This window comes from Rhizobium tropici CIAT 899, assembly GCF_000330885.1.
GTDB lineage: Bacteria > Pseudomonadota > Alphaproteobacteria > Rhizobiales > Rhizobiaceae > Rhizobium > Rhizobium tropici.
Genome location: NC_020059.1, coordinates 660,287 through 683,088, shown reverse-complemented (window position 1 = coordinate 683,088; position 22,802 = coordinate 660,287). Strand labels below are relative to the sequence as shown.

General features: G+C 60.0%; 25 protein-coding genes. 9 read left to right on the top strand and 16 right to left on the bottom strand.

Annotation, left to right across the window (positions count from 1 at the left end; genetic code table 11):
- The first annotated feature begins 278 nt into the window (after nt 1-278).
- Both RTCIAT899_RS03330 and RTCIAT899_RS03325 read left to right on the top strand, forming a co-directional pair.
- Nucleotides 279-1,766 (top strand): pyridoxal phosphate-dependent decarboxylase family protein, encoded by a 1,488-nt coding sequence (locus RTCIAT899_RS03330; protein WP_015338812.1) that lies wholly within the window; start codon nt 279-281, stop codon nt 1,764-1,766.
- Nucleotides 1,760-3,022: an ATP-grasp domain-containing protein gene (locus RTCIAT899_RS03325; protein ID WP_015338811.1), complete on the top strand. Its 1,263-nt coding sequence runs from the start codon at nt 1,760-1,762 to the stop codon at nt 3,020-3,022. The genes RTCIAT899_RS03330 and RTCIAT899_RS03325 overlap by 7 nt, the downstream gene beginning before the upstream one ends.
- A gap of 111 nt (nt 3,023-3,133) precedes the next feature.
- Here RTCIAT899_RS03325 and RTCIAT899_RS03320 read toward each other — a convergent pair whose 3' ends face one another.
- Nucleotides 3,134-4,045, bottom strand: coding sequence for a flagellin N-terminal helical domain-containing protein (locus tag RTCIAT899_RS03320; RefSeq protein WP_015338810.1), 912 nt, complete (start codon nt 4,043-4,045; stop codon nt 3,134-3,136).
- 256 nt (nt 4,046-4,301) lie between these two features.
- Nucleotides 4,302-5,213 carry a flagellin N-terminal helical domain-containing protein gene (locus tag RTCIAT899_RS03315; protein ID WP_015338809.1) on the bottom strand — a complete coding sequence of 304 codons (912 nt, stop codon included), beginning with the start codon at nt 5,211-5,213 and terminating at the stop codon, nt 4,302-4,304.
- Nucleotides 5,214-5,545: 332 nt separating this feature from the next.
- On the opposite strand from RTCIAT899_RS03315, the gene RTCIAT899_RS03310 reads away from it, so the two are divergent.
- A complete protein-coding gene (locus RTCIAT899_RS03310) occupies nt 5,546-7,489 on the top strand; it encodes an O-linked N-acetylglucosamine transferase, SPINDLY family protein (protein WP_015338808.1) in 1,944 nt (647 codons plus the stop codon).
- Nucleotides 7,490-7,542: 53 nt separating this feature from the next.
- Here RTCIAT899_RS03310 and fliP read toward each other — a convergent pair whose 3' ends face one another.
- From fliP to flgF, 13 genes are all read right to left on the bottom strand, one after another.
- Complete coding sequence (gene fliP, locus RTCIAT899_RS03305; protein WP_041677216.1) at nt 7,543-8,301, bottom strand: flagellar type III secretion system pore protein FliP; 759 nt, start codon at nt 8,299-8,301, stop codon at nt 7,543-7,545.
- Nucleotides 8,298-8,792 (bottom strand): flagellar basal body-associated FliL family protein, encoded by a 495-nt coding sequence (locus tag RTCIAT899_RS03300; RefSeq protein ID WP_015338806.1) that lies wholly within the window; start codon nt 8,790-8,792, stop codon nt 8,298-8,300. The genes fliP and RTCIAT899_RS03300 overlap by 4 nt, the downstream gene beginning before the upstream one ends.
- A gap of 23 nt (nt 8,793-8,815) precedes the next feature.
- Nucleotides 8,816-9,529 (bottom strand): flagellar basal body L-ring protein FlgH, encoded by a 714-nt coding sequence (flgH, locus tag RTCIAT899_RS03295; RefSeq protein WP_015338805.1) that lies wholly within the window; start codon nt 9,527-9,529, stop codon nt 8,816-8,818.
- Entirely contained in the window at nt 9,526-10,068 is a 543-nt protein-coding gene (locus RTCIAT899_RS03290; protein WP_015338804.1) for a MotE family protein, read from the bottom strand. The genes flgH and RTCIAT899_RS03290 overlap by 4 nt, the downstream gene beginning before the upstream one ends.
- A complete protein-coding gene (locus tag RTCIAT899_RS03285; RefSeq protein WP_015338803.1) occupies nt 10,065-11,183 on the bottom strand; it encodes a flagellar basal body P-ring protein FlgI in 1,119 nt (372 codons plus the stop codon). The genes RTCIAT899_RS03290 and RTCIAT899_RS03285 overlap by 4 nt, the downstream gene beginning before the upstream one ends.
- On the bottom strand, nt 11,180-11,665 hold the full coding sequence (gene flgA, locus RTCIAT899_RS03280) for a flagellar basal body P-ring formation chaperone FlgA (RefSeq protein ID WP_376766850.1): 486 nt from the start codon (nt 11,663-11,665) through the stop codon (nt 11,180-11,182). The genes RTCIAT899_RS03285 and flgA overlap by 4 nt, the downstream gene beginning before the upstream one ends.
- A gap of 34 nt (nt 11,666-11,699) precedes the next feature.
- A complete protein-coding gene (gene flgG / locus RTCIAT899_RS03275) occupies nt 11,700-12,488 on the bottom strand; it encodes a flagellar basal-body rod protein FlgG (protein ID WP_015338801.1) in 789 nt (262 codons plus the stop codon).
- A gap of 97 nt (nt 12,489-12,585) precedes the next feature.
- Nucleotides 12,586-12,936 carry a flagellar hook-basal body complex protein FliE gene (gene fliE, locus RTCIAT899_RS03270; protein WP_015338800.1) on the bottom strand — a complete coding sequence of 117 codons (351 nt, stop codon included), beginning with the start codon at nt 12,934-12,936 and terminating at the stop codon, nt 12,586-12,588.
- Nucleotides 12,933-13,349: a flagellar basal body rod protein FlgC gene (gene flgC / locus RTCIAT899_RS03265; protein ID WP_015338799.1), complete on the bottom strand. Its 417-nt coding sequence runs from the start codon at nt 13,347-13,349 to the stop codon at nt 12,933-12,935. Before flgC ends, fliE begins: the two co-directional genes overlap by 4 nt.
- A gap of 16 nt (nt 13,350-13,365) precedes the next feature.
- Nucleotides 13,366-13,758 (bottom strand): flagellar basal body rod protein FlgB, encoded by a 393-nt coding sequence (gene flgB / locus RTCIAT899_RS03260; protein WP_041677214.1) that lies wholly within the window; start codon nt 13,756-13,758, stop codon nt 13,366-13,368.
- A gap of 119 nt (nt 13,759-13,877) precedes the next feature.
- Nucleotides 13,878-14,444: a flagellar protein gene (locus RTCIAT899_RS03255; protein ID WP_210304944.1), complete on the bottom strand. Its 567-nt coding sequence runs from the start codon at nt 14,442-14,444 to the stop codon at nt 13,878-13,880.
- Nucleotides 14,445-14,508: 64 nt separating this feature from the next.
- Nucleotides 14,509-15,894, bottom strand: a complete 1,386-nt coding sequence (fliI, locus tag RTCIAT899_RS03250) for a flagellar protein export ATPase FliI (RefSeq protein ID WP_015338796.1) — start codon at nt 15,892-15,894, stop codon at nt 14,509-14,511.
- Between the two features lie 12 nt (nt 15,895-15,906).
- Nucleotides 15,907-16,641 (bottom strand): flagellar basal-body rod protein FlgF, encoded by a 735-nt coding sequence (gene flgF / locus RTCIAT899_RS03245; protein ID WP_015338795.1) that lies wholly within the window; start codon nt 16,639-16,641, stop codon nt 15,907-15,909.
- A 223-nt stretch (nt 16,642-16,864) separates the two neighbouring features.
- On the opposite strand from flgF, the gene motA reads away from it, so the two are divergent.
- The 6 genes from motA (at nt 16,865) to RTCIAT899_RS03215 (ending at nt 22,000) form a co-directional block, all read left to right on the top strand.
- The gene (motA, locus tag RTCIAT899_RS03240) at nt 16,865-17,737 is read left to right on the top strand and encodes a flagellar motor stator protein MotA (RefSeq protein WP_015338794.1); all 873 of its coding nucleotides are present in this window, start codon (nt 16,865-16,867) and stop codon (nt 17,735-17,737) included.
- Nucleotides 17,738-17,742: 5 nt separating this feature from the next.
- Entirely contained in the window at nt 17,743-18,690 is a 948-nt protein-coding gene (locus RTCIAT899_RS03235; RefSeq protein WP_015338793.1) for a FliM/FliN family flagellar motor switch protein, read from the top strand.
- A gap of 63 nt (nt 18,691-18,753) precedes the next feature.
- A complete protein-coding gene (gene fliN / locus RTCIAT899_RS03230) occupies nt 18,754-19,290 on the top strand; it encodes a flagellar motor switch protein FliN (RefSeq protein ID WP_015338792.1) in 537 nt (178 codons plus the stop codon).
- Between the two features lie 50 nt (nt 19,291-19,340).
- Nucleotides 19,341-20,384 (top strand): flagellar motor switch protein FliG, encoded by a 1,044-nt coding sequence (gene fliG, locus RTCIAT899_RS03225; RefSeq protein WP_015338791.1) that lies wholly within the window; start codon nt 19,341-19,343, stop codon nt 20,382-20,384.
- Between the two features lie 93 nt (nt 20,385-20,477).
- Nucleotides 20,478-21,554, top strand: a complete 1,077-nt coding sequence (gene flhB, locus RTCIAT899_RS03220) for a flagellar biosynthesis protein FlhB (RefSeq protein ID WP_015338790.1) — start codon at nt 20,478-20,480, stop codon at nt 21,552-21,554.
- A 5-nt stretch (nt 21,555-21,559) separates the two neighbouring features.
- Entirely contained in the window at nt 21,560-22,000 is a 441-nt protein-coding gene (locus RTCIAT899_RS03215; RefSeq protein ID WP_015338789.1) for a hypothetical protein, read from the top strand.
- 48 nt (nt 22,001-22,048) lie between these two features.
- On the opposite strand, the gene visR is transcribed toward RTCIAT899_RS03215, so the two are convergent.
- Complete coding sequence (gene visR, locus RTCIAT899_RS03210; RefSeq protein ID WP_041677213.1) at nt 22,049-22,795, bottom strand: transcriptional regulator VisR; 747 nt, start codon at nt 22,793-22,795, stop codon at nt 22,049-22,051.
- Nucleotides 22,796-22,802: the final 7 nt, after the last annotated feature.

Genomic DNA, 22,802 nt, shown 5'->3' with positions numbered 1-22,802 from the left:
CCCGCAAAAGTTAACGGAAGCCGCTATTCTGCCGATGACCATCAGGCAGCGCTTGCTTTGCCTTTCCTTGGACAGGAAAGGAGCCGAGCCGCATGGCATGCGCCGACATGCTATTTTCCATCCGCGCGGCCGTCTGAAGGAATGCAAGAAGCCACGTCAGCCTCGCGCCATCTTCAGCGTCGTAGATAGGCCCGCCCGGTGCCGGGCAAAGAGGCCGGCATTTTTTCGGTAGCGTTCCGGCGGCGGTGGCGATACCGGCGGCCACATGCGAGGTTCAGATGTTCAGTTTGCAAGAGGCCGGAGGGGCGGCGATCGATCGCCACGAGCGAACAAGTCTCGACCCCGACGACTGGCAGGCCCTGCGCAAACAAGGCCACCGGATGCTCGACGACATGTTCGATCATCTCCAGACACTCGCAACGAAGCCAGTATGGCAGCACGCTCCCTCCTCTGCTCGTGCCAAATTCGATGTACCATTGCCTATAGAAGGCAGCGATCTGGCTGACGTCCACGCCATTTTTCGGGACCACATCCTCCCCTATGGCAGCGGCAACATTCACCCGGGCTTCATGGGCTGGGTCCAGGGCGGCGGCACCGTTACCGGCATGCTCGCCGAAATGCTCACCGGCGGGCTGAATGCCAATCTCGGCGGACGCGACCATATGCCGATCGAGGTCGAGCGGCAGATCATCCGCTGGACGCGCGAGATCTTCTCCTTTCCGGAAACGGCCGGCGGCATATTCCTGACCGGTGCATCGCAGGCCAATTTCGTTGCGGTGCAGATCGCCAGATGCCGCAAGCTCGGCCGCGATGTTCGTGCAACCGGTCTGACCGACGAATCCCGGCTCGTCGCCTATGCCTCGAGCGAAGTGCATGGCTGCGTTCCCCGCGCCTTCGAAATGTCCGGCATCGGCAGCGACCAGCTCCGGCGCATTGCCGTCAACGAACTCGGCCAGATCGATATCGATGCGCTGGAACAAGCGATCCTTCGCGACAGGCAGGAAGGCCTCGTGCCATTCCTCGTCATCGGCAGTGCGGGAACGGTCAATACGGGCGCCGTTGATGATCTCACAGGTTTGCGGCATATCGCCGACAGCTACGATCTTCATTTTCACGTCGATGGCGCGCTGGGTGCCCTCGGTGTCCTCAGCCCCGACCTCGCACATCTGTTCGCGGGGATCGGCAGCTGCGATTCACTCGCCTTCGATTTCCACAAATGGGGCCAGGTGCCTTACGATGCGGGATTCCTCCTCGTGCGGGACAGCGAGTGGCAGCGGCAAACCTTCGCATCGGATGCCGCCTATCTCAGCCGGGCAGCCAGCGGCCTTGCGGGCGGAGACTGGTGGCCCTGCGACTACGGCCCGGATCTGTCGCGCGGCTTCAGGGCGCTGAAGACCTGGTTCACGCTGAAAACCTATGGCGTCAAAGCCTTGGGGGACGCAATGAGCGCCAACTGCCTGCTGGCGCGCGAGCTGGCACGGCGGATCGAGCGGGAGCCAGCGCTGAAGCTGCTCGCGCCCGTCGCCCTCAACATCGTCTGCTTCGCCTATGTCGGAGCCTCCGGAACGATGCCGGCATCGGTTAATTCCCACATCGTCGAGCGTCTCCATGCCGAAGGCTGCGTTGCTCCGTCCCTGACCCATCTGGACGGTCAGCCGGCAATTCGCGCGGCGATCGTAAATCACCGTACCCGACAGACTGACATGGACGCGCTCGTTCGGAGCGTTTTGACAATCGGCTCCCAACAGGATCTTCCGCAATGCTGATGACCAAAGCCCCCATCGCCGATCCGGCACTATTGAACATGCCGGCCGGCGCCCGAATTCTCGGCATGCGGAGAATAGTCTCCCTCGTCTACGCCGGGCACGACGTGAACCCCCTCTGGAACGAGCTCATGCAACGCGTGACGGTGGATCCGACAGCCGCGGCCGCGCTGTTGGACATGGCGATCATCCTGCAAACCCTCGGCCGTAGCGACGAAGCCCGCCAAATCCTGAAGAGCGCCGTGCAGATGCGCCGCGACTATTGCGTCGTCCATGGCAACGGGACTGGCCCGCGGCTAGTCGCTTTCGTGACCGAAGGCGATTTCATGGCCAATACGCCGCTCGATTTTCTGCTGGCCGGCAGCGACTGCGTGCTATGGCTGCACTATGTCGATCTAGAGACATCCATGCTCACCGACCTGCCGAAGCACGACGTCGCCTTCATGGCGATTGGGGAATCAACCGAAAACGCCCCCCTTCTCGCTCATATGCAGACGCTGCTTGCCAAATTCGACGGTCCGGTGATGAACCGCAATCCGGGACTGATCGCGAGACTGACGCGCGACGGCGTCAGCGCCATGCTGGCGAATGAGCCCTCCATCCTTTCGCCCTTTACCCACCGCGTATCGCACGCCGATCTTATGGCCGTCGCCATGGGCGTGAAGCGACTGGACGATTGCGCTCCGGGCCTTAACTATCCTTTGGTCGTGCGCCCGATCAGCACGCATGCCGGCAACGGCATGGAACGCATCACCGACTCCGTCGAGCTCGTCACCTTTCTGAAGGCTCAGCCCGCTCCGGAACTTTACGTCGCGCCTTTCATCGATTTTCGCGGTTCCGACGGCTACTATAACAAGCAGCGCATCGTGTTCATCAATGGCAAGGCGTTCGCGAGCCACATGGCGCTCTCAGACCATTGGATCGTGCATTATCTAAGCGCCGGCATGGAGCAGAGCGCGGCAAAACGTGCCGTCGAACAGGCATGGATGGAAAATTTCGATCAGGATTTCGCCCTGCGCCATAAAGAGAGCTTCGCTGCCCTTTGCCGTCATATCCCGCTCGATTATTTCGGCATCGATTGCGCCGAACTTCCCGACGGACGCCTACTGGTGTTCGAGCTCGATGTCGCGATGGTGGTCCATGACATGGATGATCCGATCGTCTATCCCTACAAGCAAGCGGCAATGCGGAAGCTGTTTGATGGCTTCGTCGATGCCATCAGGCAAAGGGCTGCAGCCGCCCTGGAAAAGGCGTCCTGAGCCGGTCGGCGCCGATGCGCCGAGCCAAAAACGAAAACCGCGCCTTCCGGAGAAGGCGCGGCGAAGGCTTATCTCTTGCCATCAACCAACGCGCTGCGTTGGCTCTTCCTATTAACGGAAGAGCGACAGGATCTGCTGGCTCGAGGAGTTGGCGATCGACAGCGACTGTACGGCCAGCTGCTGCTGCGTCTGCAGAGCAGACAGCTTGCTCGATTCCTGTTCCATGTTGGCGTCAACCAGCTTGCCCACACCCGACTGGATCGAGTCGGAGAGCGAGGAAGCAAAGCTCGTCTGCAGATCGATGCGGCTGGAGACGGAGCCCAGCTTCGAGCCGAGGCTGGTCAATGAGTTCAGAGCAGTCTGAACCATGTTCAGGGCGCTGGAGATCTGGCCGCCAGTCATGCTGGAGATGTCGAGGCTGAAGACCGAAGCGCCAACCGACGCATCCGACGTACCCAGAATGCCCGAAGTCGTGTCGATCGTGCCGCCGCTCGAACCGAACAGAACGTTGCCGGTTGCGCTGGCGTCGAAGGCGTAGGAGGTCGTGCTGACCGAAACGGTGCCGTTGGTGCCGCGGATGAAGGACGAGACGACCGAAGCGGAGCCACCGCTCGAAGCCATGACCCAGTTTTCGCCGTTGAACGAAGCCGACTGGGCAACGCTCTGCAGCTGCTGCTGCAGCTGGCCGATTTCTTCCTGAACAGACTTCTTGTCAACCGAACCTTCCATGGCGGTCGCAAGCTTGTTCTTGATCTGGCCGACGATGTCGATGGCGCTGGTGACAGCGGTGGTCGCGGTGTCAACCTTTGCGGCGCCGAGACCGAGGGCGTCGGAAACCGCGCCGATGGCGCCGTTGTCGGACTTCATGCTGGTGGCGATCGACCAGTAGGCGGCGTTGTCGGAAGCCTTGGAGATGCGCAGGCCCGAAGAAACGGCGCCCTGCGTCTGCTGCAGGTTGGAGCCGATGCTGCGCAGCGTCTGGAGAGCAGCCATTGCGGCGTTGTTGGTAAGAATGCTCGTCATGATATTTGCCCCTTTGGCAGTGGTTAAATAAGGGACATTCCGGACCTAAAACCGGTAACGGCATTCAGCATCATGCCTGTTAACCAAAATCGTTAAGGTTAACTCGCCGCTTCGATGGTCCTAAGAAACAGCAATATAGTTAAGAAAAGCTGAACCGCCTCAAGCCAGAAAATATAAAAAAAACCGACGCCTTAGACAGGCGCGGTTAACTTGTTGTTTAGGATTTTCGACCAACGCGCTGCGTTGGCTCTTCCTATTAACGGAAGAGCGACAGGATCGACTGGTTCGAGGAGTTGGCGATCGACAGCGACTGGATAGCCAGCTGCTGCTGCGTCTGCAGAGCAGACAGCTTGCTCGATTCCTGTTCCATGTTGGCGTCAACCAGCTTGCCCACACCCGACTGGATCGAGTCGGAGAGCGAGGAAGCAAAGCTCGTCTGCAGATCGATGCGGCTGGAGACGGAGCCCAGCTTCGAGCCGAGGCTGGTCATGGAGTTCAGAGCAGTCTGAACCATGTTCAGGGCGCTGGAGATCTGGCCGGTCGTCATGCTGGAGATGTCGAGGCTGAAGACCGAAGCGCCAACCGACGCATCCGACGTACCCAGAATGCCCGAAGTCGTGTCGATCGTGCCGCCGCTCGAGCCGAACAGAACGTTGCCGGTTGCGCTGGCGTCGAAGGCGTAGGAGGTCGTGCTGACCGAAACGGTGCCGTTGGTGCCGCGGATGAAGGACGAGACGACCGAAGCGGAGCCACCGCTCGAAGCCATGACCCAGTTTTCGCCGTTGAACGAAGCCGACTGGGCAACGCTCTGCAGCTGCTGCTGCAGCTGGCCGATTTCTTCCTGAACAGACTTCTTGTCAACCGAACCTTCCATGGCGGTCGCAAGCTTGTTCTTGATCTGGCCGACGATGTCGATGGCGCTGCTGACGGCCGTCGAAGCGGTGTCAACCTTTGCGGCGCCGAGACCGAGGGCGTCGGAAACCGCGCCGATGGCGCCGTTGTCGGACTTCATGCTGGTGGCGATCGACCAGTAGGCGGCGTTGTCGGAAGCCTTGGAGATGCGCAGGCCCGAAGAAACAGCAGCCTGCGTGTCCTGCAGGTTGCTGCTGATGCCGCGCAGCGTCTGGAGAGCGGCCATTGCGGAATTGTTGGTAATAATGCTGGTCATAGGAGTGTCCCCTGGAAACTGGATACAAAAGGAGGACATACCGGACTGAGATACCGGCGATGACGGAGCAGCTTCATGCCCCTCGATCCGTTTTCCTAGAGGACCAAACCCGTCATGTCGCAAGGAAAGTCGCATCCATTGCTTGCCAATTTCTTAAATTCGATCCGCCGGTAAGCGGCTCTCGGGAACGTAGCTAAAAATGCGTAAAGGCATTTTCGGCCGCTGCTTCGGTTTCAGGCAAGCTACGTGCGCGAAAATCAGGCGGAATCCATGATTCCGGCACTCGGCCCTTAACGAGAGCCAGTTCAACATTCCGCTTGGAGTTCTCGCTCGTGAATACGAAAAATGCCTTTTCGACAGCGTCCGGTTTCTATCAGAAGGGACAGTATACGCGCGCGCTCGAGATACTGAACGAGCTGCTGAACGTCGACAGATCGCCAAAGACCTATGCGTTGCTGGCGAAAACATTGCTCAAGCTCGGCTTCAGATCGGATGCGGCGAGCGCCTATGAACTGGCGGGCCGGCAAAAGCCGCAGCGCGACGACTATCTTCGGGAAGCCCTGTTGCTGCACAACGATTGCGGCAATGACGAGCAAGCTCTTGCTGTAGGAAGCCTGATCCTTCCAATGGCGTTCAAGGACCCGGATCTTGCCTTCATTCTCGCCCGCATTTTCCTGAGCCGAGAGCAGAAAGAACTCCTGAGCGGCTTCAAGACGGTACTGGTCGAGGGACCGAAAGCCGAGCATCGGCTCATGGCATCGAAACTCCTCACCGACGATCTCTACGACGAAAGCAACCGGCACTTAGTTGCGACGCTATTCAAAAAACATCCAGACAGCAGTATCGCCCGCATACTTCATCTGATCTTCGCCCGAGAGATATCCGATCTCGCGGTTGTCGACAGGTACATGCCGCCGATCACAGCGGCACTGGCAGATGGCAATCTCGCCTACGTGATCCCGGACAACCCCTTCTTCCACCTGCATTGGTGTGGCGATGAAGCAATTAACAAGCATGCTATCCACGACACAAAACCCTTGCCCGCCGGCCTTGCCGAGACTCGTCGCAAGTTGCCACACACGTGGAGCAACAAAATCCGCGTCGGTTATCTCTCGTCCGATTTCTGGCCCGGCCACGCGACAATGAAGCTGATGCAGCGGACCCTGGAGTTGCACGACAGGGATCGCTTCGAGATCACCCTCTTCGACCATTCCGATCTCGCTTCCCAGAAGGAACAGGAGTTCGATGATCACAAGTGGGGCACGATGATCGACGTTCGCGGTCTGTCCGACCAGGGCGCGGCAGAGGAGATCCGAGCTCGGAATATCGATATTCTTGTCGATCTCAAGGGGCACACCAAAGGAAGTCGCGCGATTATCCTCAATCATATGGCAGCTCCGGTCCATGTTTCCTGGCTCGGTTTTCCCGGCTCCGTCGTCAACATCGACCTCGACTACATCATCGGCGATCACTATGTGCTTCCGGATCATTCGAAGTCACATTTCCATGAGAAGTTCTGCCGCCTACCTGAATGCTACCAGCCGAACGATCCGCTCAACCGTCCGAAGCCGCGACCGACGACCCGCGCGCAGCACAAGCTTCCCGAAGACGCCTTCGTCTTCGCCTCCTTCAACGGCAATCGCAAGATCACCTCACAAATGGTCGATGTGTGGTGCAATATCCTCAAGCGCAGCAAGAACAGCGTCCTTTGGCTGCTCTGTAACGGTCCCCGCGCAGAGGCCAATCTCTGGGCACGTCTGGAGGCCCGTGGCATCAGCCGCAAGCGGGTCGTCTTTACCACTCGCATTCGCTACGAGGATCACATCGACCGTCAGCAGCTTGCCGATCTCGGCCTCGACACCTTCCCCGTCAACGGCCATACGACCACGTCCGAGCAGCTGTGGGGCGGTCTGCCGGTCCTCACGGTGAAGGGTACCAACTTCGCCTCACGCGTCAGCGAAAGCCTGCTGAATGCGATCGGCCTGCCCGAATTGGTGGCCGCAGACATTCAGACCTACGAGGACATGGCCGTGCAGCTCGCCGAGCAGCCGGAGCGTATCGCTGAGTTCAAGCAAATTCTGGCCGCCAATCGCTCCATCAAGCCGCTCTTCGATGCCGAACGCTTCACGCACCATCTGGAGACGGCCTTCGAAATGATGGCAGCCCGAGCCAAGCAGGGACTGGCACCCGATCACATCGATGTGCCGGCGCTGCCGGCGCGTTCGGAACCGTTCATGGAAGATGACCGGAACTCGGCTGCGATCGCGGCCGAATAAGCTTCAGCGATCATCGGGGCTGTGGCTCCGATGATCGTCTTGCGCTTTTCATATCAGTGGAAAGAGCGGACCAGGCTGCCGACCAAAAGGTTCCAGCCGTCGATCAGCACGAAGAAGAGAATCTTGAACGGCAGAGAGATCGAGGTCGGTGGCAGCATCATCATGCCCATCGCCATGACGATGGTCGACACGATCAGGTCGATGACGAGAAACGGCAGTACCACCAGGAAGCCGATTTCGAAGCCGCGGCGGATCTCCGAGATCATGAAGGCCGGGATCAGAACGCGGTAATCGATCTTGTTGTCGACGACCGTCGACTGGCCGCGTTCCTTCGCCAGATCGACGAAAAGCTTCAGGTCCTTGTCGCGCGTATTGTTCGACATGAAGGTGCGGAAAGGCTCGGCAATGCGCTGCACCGCGTCGGCTTCCGAAACCTGGTTGGCAAGCAGCGGCTGCACGCCATCCTTCCAGGCCTGATCGAAGGTCGGCGACATGACATAAAACGTCATGAACAGCGAAAGACTCAGCAGGATCATGTTCGACGGCGTCGTTGCGAGACCCATGCCAGTGCGCAGGATCGAAAAGGCGATGATGAAGCGCGGAAAGCTCGTCACCATGATCAGGATGCCCGGTGCGATCGACAGGATCGTCAGGAGCCCGAAGGTACGGATGATCCAGGCAGCAACCGAGCCGTTGACCGGTGCGTTCAGAAGATCAGTGGGAAGCTGCTGCGACAATTGCTGCGCCGCCGCCAGTTCAGGCGACAAGGCAGCAATCACGAATATAAATAGAGCAAGTGCTGGCCGACTCATTCGATCACGAAAGTTCTGAACATAACTTTCGATACTCGTCCTTCCGCGCGCAGGTCAACACGCTCCTGGATGTCATCCCGAAGATATTGCAGGCCACGGGCGCCTTCGATCTGCTGCAGGGAGACCGTGCGGATATAGGCGAGGATGTCCTGATGGATCGCCTGGGCAAGCTGGGCGTCGGGCGGCCCTTTGAAAACGAGCGCAAGCTCCAGCCTGATCCAGTTCTGCGAGGGATAAGCGAGGTTGACGGTGATCGGATCCAGCGCGATGATGCCGTTTGCCTGGGCGGCGGCTGCAGCCTGCTTGCTGTCGCCGCCAGCTTTTGCCGTCGCCTGCACCGCAGCGGTGGCCTGCTTGATCCGCGGCGCCACCGTGGTTCCCAGTACCCAGCCTCCGCCGCCGCCGAGTACGGTGAGTACCAGCAGCCCGGCGACCATCATGATCAGCGACGATCCCTTGCCCTTTGCCGATTCGTCTGCGACTGCTGCCATATCCCTATCCGTTCGCTATCAAATCAGAGCGGCGAGAGCAGGTCGACCGCCTGCTGCCCTCTCGGCGGCTGCTGTATTTCCGTCAGGCGGCCACGACCGCCATAGGATATGCGGGCCTCGGCAATCTTGTCGTAGGAAATGGTATTATCGGACGTCACGTCCTGCGGCCGAACGATGCCGGCGACGTTGAGAATACGGATTTCCTGGTTCATCCGCACTTCTTGCGAGCCGCTGATCATCAGGTTGCCGTTTTCGAGAATGCCCGTCACGACGGCAGCGACCAGAAGATTGATCTGCTCGGAGCGCTGCATCTTGCCCTTGCTGTCGGTGCTGGTGTCGGAGCCCGATGTCGCATTTGCGTTCGTGCTCGGCTGCCAGCCAAAGATCTTGGCTGTGACGTTCCAGCCCATATCGCTTTTGTTGATGCGATTGCGGTTGGTCTCGTTGTCCCAGTTCGCCTTGTCGTCGATCTTGATCGTGACCGTCAGGATGTCGCCGACGTTGAGCGCGCGCGAATCCTTGAACAAGGCGGCTTGCGAATCGTTCCAGAGTGAATAGCCCTGCGCGACCTGGTGCGGCCGCTTTGGATATTGCGACATCTGCGGCGTCTGCGCATATTGCAGGCCGCTGCCGATCGGACTCATGGCAGGCGCCCTGCCGATTTCCCTGAGGGCCTGCGACTGGCAACCGGCGAGAAAGACGACGATTGCGCAGGCGGCCGTAAGACGCGTGTTCATGAGGGGTCCTTCGACTTCGATGTATTCGGGTCGGATGCGCTGGCGATGATATTGGTGATGACCGCCGCCTTTTTCGCATCCATCTCTGCAAGAATGAGGCTCGACTGGCGCGCGGACAGCTTCATGATGATTGCAGCCGCCACGACGGTTCTGACATCATTGAGGCTGGCCGCGGCCGCATCCGGCTTCATGTTCTTGTAGATATCGACCAGGCCTAGATCCGCGGTCTTGAGGAAGTCATCGCGCTTTTTCAGCCAGTCTTCGTATTCGGCCTTGCGCTCGTCCATGGTGGCGATACGCTGATCGACGTCCGCCTGGAGTTTTTCCAGTTCCTGCTTCTGCAGCAGATAGCGTTGGTCCCGTGCCGGATCGGCGATATTGGTGCAGAACTGGCGGATCTCATCCTGGCTGGAAGCCGGATCGGCGGCGACCGGCTTCGGCGCTTCCTGCGCCAGAGCCGCACCGAGCGACAAGAGCAGGGCTGCCGTTGCGAGGCTGCAGCCGATCAGCATATTTCTGGCAATGGCGTTCGGGATCATTGCAGCACGAGCTCCGCTTGCAGGGCGCCGGCCGACTTGATGCCTTGCAGGATGGCGATGATACCGTCCGGCTTGACGCCGATATTGTTGAGGCCCGCGACCAGCGTCTTCAGGTCAGGCCCTTCCAGCACCGCCACACGGCCGCCGCTCTTGGTAGCAGTGATATCGGTCTGGTCCTGGATCGCCGTCTGGCCATCGGAGAACGGTTCTGGCTGGATCACCTGCGGGTTCTCGCTGACCTGCACGGTCAGCGTTCCGTAGCTGACGGCGACCGGCGAGACGCGGACGTCGGCGCCAATGACGATCGTACCCGTGCGCTCATTGATGACGACCTTGGCTGGCGTGTCGGTCTGAACATTGAGATTTTCGATATCGGCCATCAGCCGCGCCAGGTCGGCCATCTTCGGCTTGGCGATCGTCACTTCCTGCGAATCCTTGGCTTCTGCGATCGGCGCGCCAAACCGCGAAGTCGCCCAGGTGTTGACCGTGTCGGAAATGCGGATCGATGTCGAGAAATCCGGATTGCGCAGCTGCAGGACCAGATTGACGGAATCCTTGAAACGAGACGGCAGTTCACGCTCGATGATGGCACCGCCCGGCACGCGGCCAGCCGTGGTAACACCCTCGGTCACCGTGGCGGCGGCACCCTGTGCCTGGAAGCCTGATACGATGACGGAGCCCTGCGCCACGGCATAGATCTGTCCATCGGCGCCGCTCAGCGAGGTCATGATCAGCGTGCCGCCGCGCAGCGACGTCGCGTCGCCGAGCGAGCTGACCGTCACGTCGATGCGGCTGCCCGGGCTTGCAAAGGGCGGCAAATTCGCCGTCACCATGACGGCTGCCGTATTCTTGGCGGCGGACTGGCCGCCTTGCGTCGAGATGCCGAGGTTCTGCAGCATCGCGCGCATGGACTGCTCGGTGAAAGGCGAGGAACGCAGGCCGTCGCCGGTCCCCTGGAGACCGACGATCAGACCGTAGCCGATCAGCTGGTTGTCCCGGCCGGATTGCAGCGACGCGATATCCTTGATGCGCGATTGCATCGCGAGCGCCGGATCGGCGGCGATCAGGCTCGGCAATGCGAATAGGACTGCGAGTAATTGACGAAGCCGTTTCATTTCGCGACCACGCGTATCGTGCCGTTTTGGAGAACCGTGCCGTTGACGATGATGCCGGAGTCCATGTTGCGGGCGCGGATATTGTCGCCGACGGCGCCGTCATCCAGCGGCGTGCCCGCCGCGGTGATCGTCATGCTGCCCATGCTCATCACCAGACGAACATTGGAGCCGCGCGTTACCGCATATGGCTGACGCAGCGCGGAAATGGAAATGGTGCGGCCGGGAAGCAGCGTGCGCTTCGACACCAGGCCGGTCACCTCGCGGAGCCGCTTGGCATAGTCACCGCTCAGATTGGGGTTGGTGACATCAACCTCTTCAAGCTGACCGCTGGTGATGATATCGCCTGGATAGATCGTCTCGGTCGGCACTACGGCAGTTCCGAAACTTCCTCCATCGGTGCTCTGCGCACCGGCGGGTGTAGGCGACGCAAACACGACGGAGAGGCTCGCTGCGGCGAACCATGCCATTGCCAAGCTTTTCATCCGGCGAAACCTCATGTTTGGCCCGTCCCTCTCGTTACTTCAGGTTCTTGCTGACGACCTGCGCCATTTCGTCGGCCGTGGTAATGACCTTCGAATTCATCTCGTAGGCGCGTTGCGCGGTGATCAGATCGGTAATTTCCTTGACCGGATCGACGTTCGACGATTCGAGATAGAATTGCTTCATGTAGCCGAAGCCGTTCTGGTTGGGATCTGAGACAACCGGATCGCCGGAGGCCGGAGTCTGCGTGAAGAGGTTGCTGCCCATCGGCTGCAGGCCGGCTTCGTTGACGAAATTGGCAATCTGCAACTGGCCGAGTACCGTCGGCGTCGTCGCCGTGCCGATGATTGCAGAAACCTGGCCGGACTGGCTGACGGTGAGGCTGGTGGCATTGTTCGGAACGGTGATGCCCGGCGCCAACGTGTTGCCATCGGGCGTGACGATCTGGCCGGTATCACTTCTGTTGAAGGAGCCGGCGCGGGTGTAGGCGATCGTGCGGTCGGGCATCTGGATCTGGAACCAGCCGCGACCGACCAGAGCGATATCGAGATCGTTCTGCGTCTGCGAAAGCTGGCCCTGGACCTGGATGTTGCGCACGGCCACGGTCTGCACGCCGAGGCCAATATTGGCGCCTTCCGGCACCACTGCCTGGTTCGGCCTGTTGGCAATGCCCTTGGCGCGTTCCGTTTGATAAAGAAGGTCGGAAAACTCGGCGCGCGAGCGCTTGTAACCCGTCGTGTTGATGTTCGCGATGTTGTTCGCGATCACTTCGAGATTGGTCTGCTGGGCGTCCATGCCCGTCGCGGCAATTGCGAGCGCTCTCATGCTTTCGTCCTTCGAGCCAGGGCGGGATCTCCGAAGCCGCGAAGCGGCCTGCGAACAATTCACGCCAAATCAAATAATTAGAGCGGAAAACCCCGCACTAGATCTGCATCTTCGTAATATCGAGAAACGCCGAGACCACCTTGTCGCGCAGTGCGATCGCGGTCTGCAGGGTCTGATCGGCCTGCATGACCTTATCGACCACCTCGCGGGTGCTCATCGTGCCCTTGATACCGGCAAAGGAGGCGTTTTCAGCATCCTTCAGCGAATTGATGGAATCCTTCGCGACATTCGACATGACGGACGCGAAGCTCATTCCGGCATCCACGCCCGCGGCAACGGCCGGCGAGGCGTTCAGCGCGCTGGAAGCGGCGGAGGTCATATCCGTGGCGATGCTGCCAAGGCCGCGTGTCGCCGAGAGGGAGGCTACATTCTTAATCGCGTCGATCATTGGTTCTTCAGCAAATCAATAGTGGAGGAGATGAGATCACGGGCCTGTCTGACCGTCTGCAGATTGGCCTCGTATGAACGATTGGCCTCCCGCATGTCGGCCATCTCGACCAGAACGTTGACGTTGGGCATCTTGACGTAGCCCTTCTGGTCGGCGGCAGGATTACTGGGATCGTATTCTTCGACGAACCTGCCCGTGTCCTCGCCGAGTTTCTTGACGCCGACCGTGGTCAGGCCATTGGTGCGATCCATCTCGGCACCGAACGTCACGGTCTTGCGCCGATAAGGATCGGCACCCGGCGTGTCGCCCGTCGAGCGGGCATTGGCGATATTTTCGGAGACGATACGCAGGCGAGTCGATTGAGCCTCCAGGCCGGAGCCTGCAATTTTCAATGCGGCTGATAAGGGGTCCATGACATCTTCACTTCATCTATTGTTTTACGGCCATCAACATCATGCGATGAAAGGAGCCGACGAGGGCGGTGTTCAAGCTGTACTGGCGCTTGATGTCACCGGCCTTGGCGAGCTCGTCCTCCAGGCCGACGGTGTTACCCGACTCCTGGACACCAATTTCCTGGTTGAGCGGCGCCTCTTCGACGTTGACGTTGCCGCTCGTGCTGAATTCGTTGCCCGAAAGATGCGCAGGATTGGTCCGGACCATGTTGACGTTCTGGTTGTCCAGAACCGCCTGGAACGGCGTGACATCCTTGGCGTGAAACTTCGGGGTATTGGCATTGGCGATATTGCCGGCAACAACCTGCTGACGCACCTGGAGCCACTCCGCTTGCCGCGAGGCCAGGTCAAGGAGCTGAATGGGTTGCATGGGCTTCTCTCCGTTCTTACACTGTGAATCTAGCGGGATAATCTTGCGTGGGACTTGCGGGAAATGCGTTCCTGTAAAGTCTTCGAAGTGCCTGAAATCCAGGCGATTCCGTGCTTGCCTCAATTGCTGCCGTAGACATCGCCCGTCGAGGTGACGATGACCCATTTTCCTTCCCGTTGCTCGATCGAAGCCAGCCGGCTGCTGTCGGGCAGAAGCGATCCGACCCGCACGACATACATGCCGGTGTCGTCCTCAATCAGAGCGCGGCCATTGGCGACATGCAGCAGCTGGAAGGCAGATTTGCCGGGGAACGGCTGCTGATCGGCCGGCGACCCCTTGTCATCCTCACGGCCGGCATTGCTGACCGTTGCCGTCGTCAGCGGATCGGGGATGAGATCCTTCGGTTGCGAGGGATTCTTGTTGACCATGGCAAGCGGCGACACGCTGACAACGGCGCGGCCAGGCCAGTTGGGCAGATCGCGGGTGCGATCGCCTTCGGCTACCTGGATGCCGAACTTCTCCGGGTTCAGAAAGACATACCAGGGAAAGAAGGCAGAGGCACCGGCCAGCGCCAGCCCGGTAAAGGCCAGAGCCTTGTCCGCAACAGTTCGCCTTCTCGCCGATTTCGGCGGGGCGACCGGTTCGTCTGCTTCGGATTCTCTCACTTGCGGCCTCTTTCTCAGCATGACATTCGGCAATGTTCGACAGGCTTGCGGACAGGAAAAAACGAGATCGTGCTACGGACGGCCATCACTTGGCCCTGGCGGGGACGCCGCCCGAAGCATTCCTGAGGGCCGTCGCGAGATCGGTGAAAGCATCCGCCGACGGCTCTTCGCCGGGCGTCTGCTTCAGTATGTCGTAGATGATCGGCACCTGGCGCACCGCGATATCGAGATCGGCGTCGGCGCCCTGGCGATAACCGCCGATCAGGCGCAAATCGCGCGTTTCTTCGTAGCGATGCACCAACGCCTTCAGGCGCGAAACCAACTTTTCCTGATCCGAGGTCCAGGCCTTGCGCGCCAGACGCGACACGGATGCCAGCGGGTCGATCGGCGGATAGCGTCCCTCTTCCGCGAGGCTGCGCTGCAGCACGATGTGACCATCGAGAATGCCACGGGTGGAATCGGCGATCGGGTCGTTATGATTGTCGCCATCGACCAGGATGGAGATGATGGCGGTGATGGTGCCGGTCCCCTCCGGTCCCGGGCCTGCCCGCTCGAGAAGGCGTGGCAACTCGGTAAAGACGGAAGCCGGATATCCGCGTGCGATCGGCGGCTCGCCGGAGGCAGTCGCCACTTCGCGGATGGCATGAGCAAAACGGGTGACGCTGTCGACGATCAGGAGAACGTTATCGCCCTTGTCGCGGAAATGTTCAGCGATGGTGATGGCCGACAGCGGCGCCATCTTGCGCAGCATCGGGCTCTCGTCGCTGGTCGCAACGACGGCGACCGACTTCTGCATGTGGGAACCCAGCGTATCCTCGATGAATTCACGCACTTCGCGGCCGCGTTCGCCGACGAGCGCGATTACCACCTTGTCGAATGCATCGGCCCTCGCCAGCATCGACAGCAGCGTCGACTTGCCGACGCCGGAGCCGGCGAAGATGCCGAGGCGCTGGCCAAGACAAAGCGGAGAGAAGATATCGATGGCGCGGACGCCGGTCCGGAAGCCGGTCTCGACACGCTTGCGCATCATCGACGGCGGCGCCGTATTTGCGATCGAGCGCGCTTCCAGGCCCGATGTCAGGGGACCAAGGCCATCGATCGGCTCGCCGAGCGAGTTGATCGTGCGGCCGCACCAGCTGTCGTCGGGCGCAATACGGAAAGCACCCTTGCGGATGATGGTGTCCTGGATGCCGATCGGCTCGCCCGGCTCGATCGGACAGACATAGGTGAGTTCCGGTTCGACGCGGACGACTTCGCCGAGATGGATGCCTGTCGGCGACCGATGCGCGACGAAATCGCCGAGGCGCACCTGCCTGGAAAGACCGGCAACCGTATAGTGTCCAGCGGCGATGGTACGCACATGACCGCCATGGGCCACGGCATTCTCCGCCAGCGCATATTGGCCCGCCAGGACGGCCATATGCGAAAGCTTCGGCGACAGCGCGCCCTCCGGCAACCGATCCTCGACCATCTCAAGCCCTCTTTACTGGCTGCCGCCTAGGGTTTTGATGGCGTCGGTGAGCGTGCCTTCGCTGCTGCTGGTAAGCGTGCTGATATTGTCGAAGGCACGGCTGACCTCGATGAGGTTGGTCATTTCCCGCATGCCGTTGACGTTGGAGTTTTCGAGGTAGCCCTGTGCAATCCCGATGCTCGAGCGATCGATCACCGGCTGCGGCGTATCGGTCGGCAGGATGCCGCTGTTTTCGTAGCGCAGGAAACCCTTGCTGACATCGGCGCTATAGAGGCCGATCTGACCCATGCTCCGGCCATTCTGCGTGATCGTGCCGTTCGATGCGACGCTCGGCGGACCGCCGGCGGGGTCGAGCTGGATCGGCGCACCGCCCGGATCGAGGACCGGGAAGCCGCGCGTGGAAACCAGCGCGCCGCTTTCGGTCATGGTGAAGCGGCCGTCGCGCGTCAGCACCAGGCCGGCCGGCGTATTCATGCCGAAATAGGCATCGCCCTTGACGGCAAAATCGAAGAGATTGCCGGTGTTCTGAAGTTCGCCATTGTCGGTGGAGAGATAATCATTGCCCTGAGAGACGAAGGCAACCTTGGCGTTGAGCTTGTTTTCCGTATTGCTGAGGACCTGATCGAACTTGACCTCGGTGCCACGGAAGCCCGTCGTATTCACGTTCGCCAGATTGTCGGCGATGGTCGTCAGACGCCGCTCGAGCGCCATCTGGGATGACAGCGCGACATAAATACCAGACTGCATTTTCAACGCCCTCCGGACATTGGAGAATAACGGGAAAGGAAACGCCGCAGGCGCTCCTACATTTCGTTAGCGGGGCATGGATGCCCTTACCCGCAATCCTGCAGGGCTTGGCTTGTGCGAAGCTGACAAGGCAAAAAGGATGTTCTGAGACCCATCGAACAGCCTCACGCAAGGCAGGTCCCCTAGTTCATCATATGAAGCAACGTTCAGGTGTGGACCGACGATGAATATTATTATCGGATTTGTAGTGACCTGCGGCTGCATCATAGGCAGCTTCATGGCTATGGGCGGAGATGTAGGCGCGCTGTTCCAGCCTTTCGAATTCGTCATTATCGCAGGCGCCGGTCTCGGCGGCTTCATCATGGCCAATCCGATGAAGGTGGTGAAGGATTCCGGCAAAGCGCTCGGAGAGGCCTTCCGCCACGCGGTTCCCAAGGAGCGCGACTATCTAGACACGCTCGGCGTACTCTATGCCCTGATGCGCGACCTGCGCACCAAGTCGCGCAACGAGATCGAAGCCCATATCGACAACCCCGATGAATCGGCGATCTTCAAGGCTGCTCCGACGGTATTGAAGAACAAGGATCTGACGGCTTTCATCTGCGACTATGTCCGGCTCATCATCATCGGCAATGCCCGCTCGCACGAGATCGAGGCACTGATGGACGAAGAGCTCGAAACGATGCAGCACGACAAGATGAAGCCCTATCATTCGATCACGATCATGGGCGATTCCTTCCCGGCGATCGGTATCGTCGCTGCCGTTCTCGGCGTCATCAAGGCCATGAGCCACATCAACGAATCACCCGAGGTGCTCGGCCATCTCATCGGTTCGGCGCTCGTCGGCACCTTCCTCGGCATTATCCTGTCCTATTCCGTCTGCGCACCGCTGGTTTCCCAGATCAAGGTCGTGCGCAACAAGCAGCATCGCCTCTACGTCATCGTGAAGCAGACGCTGCTTGCCTACATGAACGGATCGGTGCCGCAGGTCGCCCTCGAATACGGCCGCAAGACCATCTCTTCCTACGAACGTCCATCGATCGATGCCGTCGAGCAGGAAATGATGAACCCCGGCGGTGAGAGCAAGGCAGCCTGACGAATATGAGCCAGCAATCCGCGCACAGAGCACAGACGATGGACCGCACCCTTTTTGCCAAGCTTACAGGCAATCTCGGCGATCAGGCGACGCTTGCGAAACTCGGCACCGCCTTCGCCCAGGTCTATGCCGAATTCCTGCCCGACATCATCAAGACCGAGACGGGCCTGGACATCAACATCGCCTATGCCGGCCATCAGTCCGGCTCGATGAACGAGCTGATCGCCGGGCTCGGTGGCCATCATGCGCTGGTCAACGGTTCGCTGCGCAACTGGGCCCCCAACTTCATCCTCGGCTGCGGCGCCGGCTTTATCATGACGCTGATGGAGCATATGCTGGGCGCGCGCGCTGAAGATATGGAAACGCCGGTCGCGCGGCCACTTTCAGTGATCGAACTCGATCTTTCCATCATGGTGTTCGAAAAGATCGCCAAAGTGCTTCGCTCGGCGGTGAACGCAGCCGGCGGGTTCGAGCCCTATCTTGACCCGCCCTATAATGTCGAGGACCGCCCGGCGGCCATCGGTGACAACGGTAACGATTTTGCCGCTGCGATCACGATGACGATCTCGCTCGGCAAGTCGATTTCGCAGATCGTTATCATTGCACCGCAACGCGACCTGCTGCGCACCGTCGTCAGCACGCCTCGCGCCAAGAACCCGACGGCCGCTTCCCAGACATGGTCGGAGCAGCTCAGCGAGCAGGTGCGCCGCTCGCAGGTAACGCTCGAAGCGCGAGTTCGGCTCGAATCGCTGACGCTCGATACCATTTCCAAGCTCGCGGTCGGCGATGTCATTCCCTTCATGGATCATGGCGGCGACGTCCGGGTCGAGGTCAGCGCCAACAGCAAAGACCTCTACATTTGCGAATTCGGCCGCTCTGGCGAAAATTATACCGTGCGCGTCAAGGACAACGTCAACTCCGACGACGAGCTTCTTCGACACTTGATGAATTGATCTGCTGGCGTGTGAGCCCACTCACGGCAGCTTGAGGCAAGTTTCAACTGGAATAGTGATTTCATGGCTACGAAGACGACACAGCAAAGCAGCGAGGAATCGCTCGACATTTCGAACAGCGATGCCGCCTTGGACGAGGCCATCGATGGTCTGCGGGGCGTCCTGAAGAAAGACAATGACGGCGGCCTGCCCGACTTCGAGACCGACGCATTCGGCGCCGAAACGGGCACGGACCTTTCCACCTTCGGCGATTTCGGCGACGATAATTCCGCTCCGGCCTTCGATGACGGCGAGTTCGGCGTCGCTTCCGAGGCGGCCGCACCGGTTGCTCCCGGCAGCGCGCTGACCGCCAATATGGACCTGATCATGGACATCCCGATCGACGTCCAGATCATGCTCGGCAGCAGCCGTATGCCGGTCTCCGGCCTGATGAACCTGACTGAAGGCGCAATCATCGCGCTCGACAAGAAGATCGGCGAGCCGGTCGAGATTACCGTGAACGGCCGCAAGATCGGCCGGGGCGAGATTACCGTTCTGGAACATGACGAGACCAGATTCGGCATCAAGCTCACTGAAATTTATAACGCGAAGAAAAGCTGAACCCGGCTCATGACGAGCCCACTCCCCCTTGCGGGACGGAGACGAAGACCATGATGGACTTTGACGATTTCAGCGGCGCGCTCGCCGAGAAACCGTTATCTCAGACTGAAAAGGCAGCCGCCGTCCTTCTCGCCATGGGCAAGCAAGTGGCTGGACGGCTGCTGAAATACTTCACCCAGAACGAGCTGCAGATGATCATCGCCTCGGCGCAATCACTGCGAGTTATTCCGCCGGACGAGCTGGCGCAGCTGGTGGCGGAATTCGAGGACCTCTTCACCGAGGGCGCCGGCCTCATGGACAACGCCAAGGCCATCGAGAGCATTCTCGAAGAGGGCCTGACGCCCGACGAGGTCGACAGCCTGCTCGGCCGCCGTACCGCCTTCCAGGCGTACGAGACCTCCATCTGGGATCGCCTGGGCGAGGCCGATCCGGTCTTCGTTGCCAAGTTCTTCCTGCGCGAGCACCCTCAGACGATCGCCTATGTGCTCTCCATGATGCCTTCGGCCTTCGGTGCCAAGATCCTGCTGCAGCTTCCCGAGGCACAGCGCGCCGACATCATGAACCGCACGGTCAACATCAAGGATGTCAGCCCGAAGGCTGCCCAGATCATCGAAAACCGCGTGGTCGGGCTGATGGCGGAGATCGACACGGAGCGCAACGCCTCCGGTTCCACGAAGGTCGCCGACCTGATGAACGAACTCGACAAGCCGGTCGTCGATACCCTGCTGAGCTCGCTGGAATCGATCAACAAGGAATCGGTCGAGAAGGTTCGCCCGAAGATCTTCCTCTTCGACGATCTCACGCGCATGCCGCAGCCGAGCCGCGTCCTGCTGCTCAACGACATCGCCGCCGACATCCTGACGATGGCGCTGCGGGGATCCGGCAACGAGATCCGGGAGATCGTGCTGTCCTCGATCAGCCCGCGTCAGCGCCGCATGATCGAATCCGACCTGCAGATGGGCAATGCCGGCATCAATCCGCGCGAAATCGCAATTGCCCGGCGTGCCATCGCCCAGGAAGCCATACGTCTGGCCAACTCCGGCCAGATCGAGCTCAAGGCAAAGGAAAATACGCCTGTGGAAGAAGCCGCATAAGCGCGGCGCGACTCAGCCAAAATATCGTAAACTGATGATCTGAGGGCCGCGTATCATGCGCGGCCTCTTTCCGTTTCGCAAAGGGCGGCTGCTTTGGCTGACGAAGACAAGGACAGTAAAACAGAAAAACCGACGGAGAAAAAACTCCGCGATACGATCGAGAAGGGCAATGTCCCTCACTCCAGGGAAGCGACGCTCTTTGCTTCCATGCTCGCGACGGTCATCTACGTCACCTTCTTTCTGCCAGAGCGCATGGGCCGCATGGGCGAAGTTCTGCGCGACCTCTTCGAAAAGCCGGACCAATGGCAGCTGGAAACAGGCCCGGACGCCATATCGCTGTTTACGCGCATAGGCTGGGAAGTCGGCAACATGGTGCTGCCGGCCGTGGTGCTCTTCTTCGTCTTCGGGATCGGCGCCTCGATCTTCCAGAACCTGCCGACCCCCGTTCTCGAACGAATCAGGCCACAGTTTTCGCGCATATCGCCGGCGAAAGGGTTCACGCGCATCTTCAGCGCCACCGGCCTGGTGGAATTCGGCAAATCTCTCGCAAAAATCGTGCTTGTCAGCATCGTCATGTTTTTTGTGCTGCGCAGCCAGTATTTCCATGCGATCGATTCGATGGTGTCCGACCCGCAGACCATCTTCGTGCGGCTCTCGACGATCGTTCAGCGCATCCTGATCATCGTGCTGTTGGCGACCATCGTCGTTGGCATCGCCGACCTGCTGTGGAGCCGTCACCACTGGTTCGACCAATTGAAGATGACGAAACAGGAGATCAAGGACGAACACAAGCAATCGCAGGGTGACCCGATCGTCAAGTCGCGCCAGCGCTCGATCGCGCGCGACCGCGCCCGCCGCCGCATGATGAAACAGGTGCCGCGCGCCACGCTCGTCATCGCCAACCCGACGCACTTTGCCGTCGCGCTGCGCTACGTGCGCGAGGAAAACGACGCGCCCGTCGTCGTTGCCAAGGGGCAGGATCTCATTGCCTTGAAAATCAGGGAGATAGCTGAGGCCAACAATATTCCCGTTTTCGAAGATCCGCCGCTCGCACGCTCCATGTTTGCGCAAGTCTCGGTTGATAGCGTCATACCATCAGCATTTTACAAAGCTGTCGCAGAGCTCATCCATCGGGTCTATGCGGCGCAGACGAAAAAACGGGTACGATAAACCAAATGAAAAAATGCCCCTACTCTGCCCAACGCGAAGAAATATTAGCCGAAGCCATCAGCCCCGTCGCAAGCGAACTGCGCCTTCTCGATGCCGCCGACCTGATCTCGCTGCTGCGCTTCGAACGATATGGCAATCTCGGTGATCTCGTGGCCTCGGCGGCTGAGCTTTATTTTCTTCCCGGCACGGTCAACTTCGGGCTCGGCGGCGACTACAAGCTCGAGTGGGGCGGGCCGGCGGAAGTGACGCTCGATCTGGAGATCAAGCCGCGGGGCATCACCATCTATGCCAAGCTCGCGCTGACGGAACATTATGCAGGCATCGAAATCAGCCACATCGCTTTCGACAAGGCCTCGTCCGACCCGGACGAAAATACGGCGCTGCTCGCACGCAGCCTGAGGGACGCACGTTATCTCGTCCGCGGCGAAGCGGCACACGCAGTCTGAAAAATCCAGCGTTGCACGACTTGCGAAGATGATCCGTTTCGGTCAGCGTCAGCTTATGTAGCCGAAGCGGATCGCCTTTGCGATTGCCTGGATGCGGTTGACGCTATCGAGCTTGATCGTCGCCGATCCGAGATAGGCATTGACCGTATGTACCGACAATCCCAGTTTCTCGGCAATCTCCTCGCTGATGCGTCCATCGCCGGCAAGCTGCAGACAGGCGATTTCGCGCTCGCTCAGCGCTTCGGCAGCCTGTGACCGGCGTTCATCCAGTGATAGGAGCTCCATCATGAGCTGGCAGCTGCGGCCGTGCAGCTCGACGATCATATCGCTCGAAAGGTCCATGAACTTGGCCGTGAAGACGGTGTAGCCATTGCCGACGGCACCGAGCCGCACGGGAAAGGCAACGCCGGCAAAGGGCAGGAGATGCGGCTTCAGGCGCTGCGTGAAGGCGGCAAAATCCGGCGTCTCGGCCGTGCTGTCGCTATCGCGCCCGTTCCACATCAGCGGCAGCAGCGATTTGTCGACATGCTCGATCAGCGCTTCGCCATAGACCTCAACGAAGGATTTGCCGACGACCGAGTTGGCCGAGCCCCAATTATCGAGCTCGCATACCAGGCGCTGCTTATGCGGGAGGCCTGAACCGTGCAGCCGATAAACGGCAAAATGCTGTGCATCGATCAGCTTCTGCATCGACACGAGCTTCGGGAACAGATCGGAGCGGCCGGAAATCCGCCCGGAACGGGTGAGCCGTGATTCGGTCGGCATACCCATTGTCCTGTCTGGCTGATAGCGCATCCGGTCG

What these genes read in the sequence shown, in the direction of transcription:
- RTCIAT899_RS03330 (WP_015338812.1), top strand. Translation starts at nt 279, where the DNA reads ATGTTCAGTTTGCAAGAGGCCGGAGGGGCGGCGATCGATCGCCACGAG.
- RTCIAT899_RS03325 (WP_015338811.1), top strand. Translation starts at nt 1,760, where the DNA reads ATGCTGATGACCAAAGCCCCCATCGCCGATCCGGCACTATTGAACATG.
- RTCIAT899_RS03320 (WP_015338810.1), bottom strand. Translation starts at nt 4,045, where the DNA reads ATGACGAGCATTCTTACCAACAACGCCGCAATGGCTGCTCTCCAGACG.
- RTCIAT899_RS03315 (WP_015338809.1), bottom strand. Translation starts at nt 5,213, where the DNA reads ATGACCAGCATTATTACCAACAATTCCGCAATGGCCGCTCTCCAGACG.
- fliP (WP_041677216.1), bottom strand. Translation starts at nt 8,301, where the DNA reads ATGAGTCGGCCAGCACTTGCTCTATTTATATTCGTGATTGCTGCCTTG.
- RTCIAT899_RS03300 (WP_015338806.1), bottom strand. Translation starts at nt 8,792, where the DNA reads ATGGCAGCAGTCGCAGACGAATCGGCAAAGGGCAAGGGATCGTCGCTG.
- flgH (WP_015338805.1), bottom strand. Translation starts at nt 9,529, where the DNA reads ATGAACACGCGTCTTACGGCCGCCTGCGCAATCGTCGTCTTTCTCGCC.
- RTCIAT899_RS03290 (WP_015338804.1), bottom strand. Translation starts at nt 10,068, where the DNA reads ATGATCCCGAACGCCATTGCCAGAAATATGCTGATCGGCTGCAGCCTC.
- RTCIAT899_RS03285 (WP_015338803.1), bottom strand. Translation starts at nt 11,183, where the DNA reads ATGAAACGGCTTCGTCAATTACTCGCAGTCCTATTCGCATTGCCGAGC.
- flgA (WP_376766850.1), bottom strand. Translation starts at nt 11,665, where the DNA reads ATGAAAAGCTTGGCAATGGCATGGTTCGCCGCAGCGAGCCTCTCCGTC.
- flgG (WP_015338801.1), bottom strand. Translation starts at nt 12,488, where the DNA reads ATGAGAGCGCTCGCAATTGCCGCGACGGGCATGGACGCCCAGCAGACC.
- fliE (WP_015338800.1), bottom strand. Translation starts at nt 12,936, where the DNA reads ATGATCGACGCGATTAAGAATGTAGCCTCCCTCTCGGCGACACGCGGC.
- flgC (WP_015338799.1), bottom strand. Translation starts at nt 13,349, where the DNA reads ATGGACCCCTTATCAGCCGCATTGAAAATTGCAGGCTCCGGCCTGGAG.
- flgB (WP_041677214.1), bottom strand. Translation starts at nt 13,758, where the DNA reads ATGCAACCCATTCAGCTCCTTGACCTGGCCTCGCGGCAAGCGGAGTGG.
- RTCIAT899_RS03255 (WP_210304944.1), bottom strand. Translation starts at nt 14,444, where the DNA reads ATGCTGAGAAAGAGGCCGCAAGTGAGAGAATCCGAAGCAGACGAACCG.
- fliI (WP_015338796.1), bottom strand. Translation starts at nt 15,894, where the DNA reads ATGGTCGAGGATCGGTTGCCGGAGGGCGCGCTGTCGCCGAAGCTTTCG.
- flgF (WP_015338795.1), bottom strand. Translation starts at nt 16,641, where the DNA reads ATGCAGTCTGGTATTTATGTCGCGCTGTCATCCCAGATGGCGCTCGAG.
- motA (WP_015338794.1), top strand. Translation starts at nt 16,865, where the DNA reads ATGAATATTATTATCGGATTTGTAGTGACCTGCGGCTGCATCATAGGC.
- RTCIAT899_RS03235 (WP_015338793.1), top strand. Translation starts at nt 17,743, where the DNA reads ATGAGCCAGCAATCCGCGCACAGAGCACAGACGATGGACCGCACCCTT.
- fliN (WP_015338792.1), top strand. Translation starts at nt 18,754, where the DNA reads ATGGCTACGAAGACGACACAGCAAAGCAGCGAGGAATCGCTCGACATT.
- fliG (WP_015338791.1), top strand. Translation starts at nt 19,341, where the DNA reads ATGATGGACTTTGACGATTTCAGCGGCGCGCTCGCCGAGAAACCGTTA.
- RTCIAT899_RS03215 (WP_015338789.1), top strand. Translation starts at nt 21,560, where the DNA reads ATGAAAAAATGCCCCTACTCTGCCCAACGCGAAGAAATATTAGCCGAA.
- visR (WP_041677213.1), bottom strand. Translation starts at nt 22,795, where the DNA reads ATGCGCTATCAGCCAGACAGGACAATGGGTATGCCGACCGAATCACGG.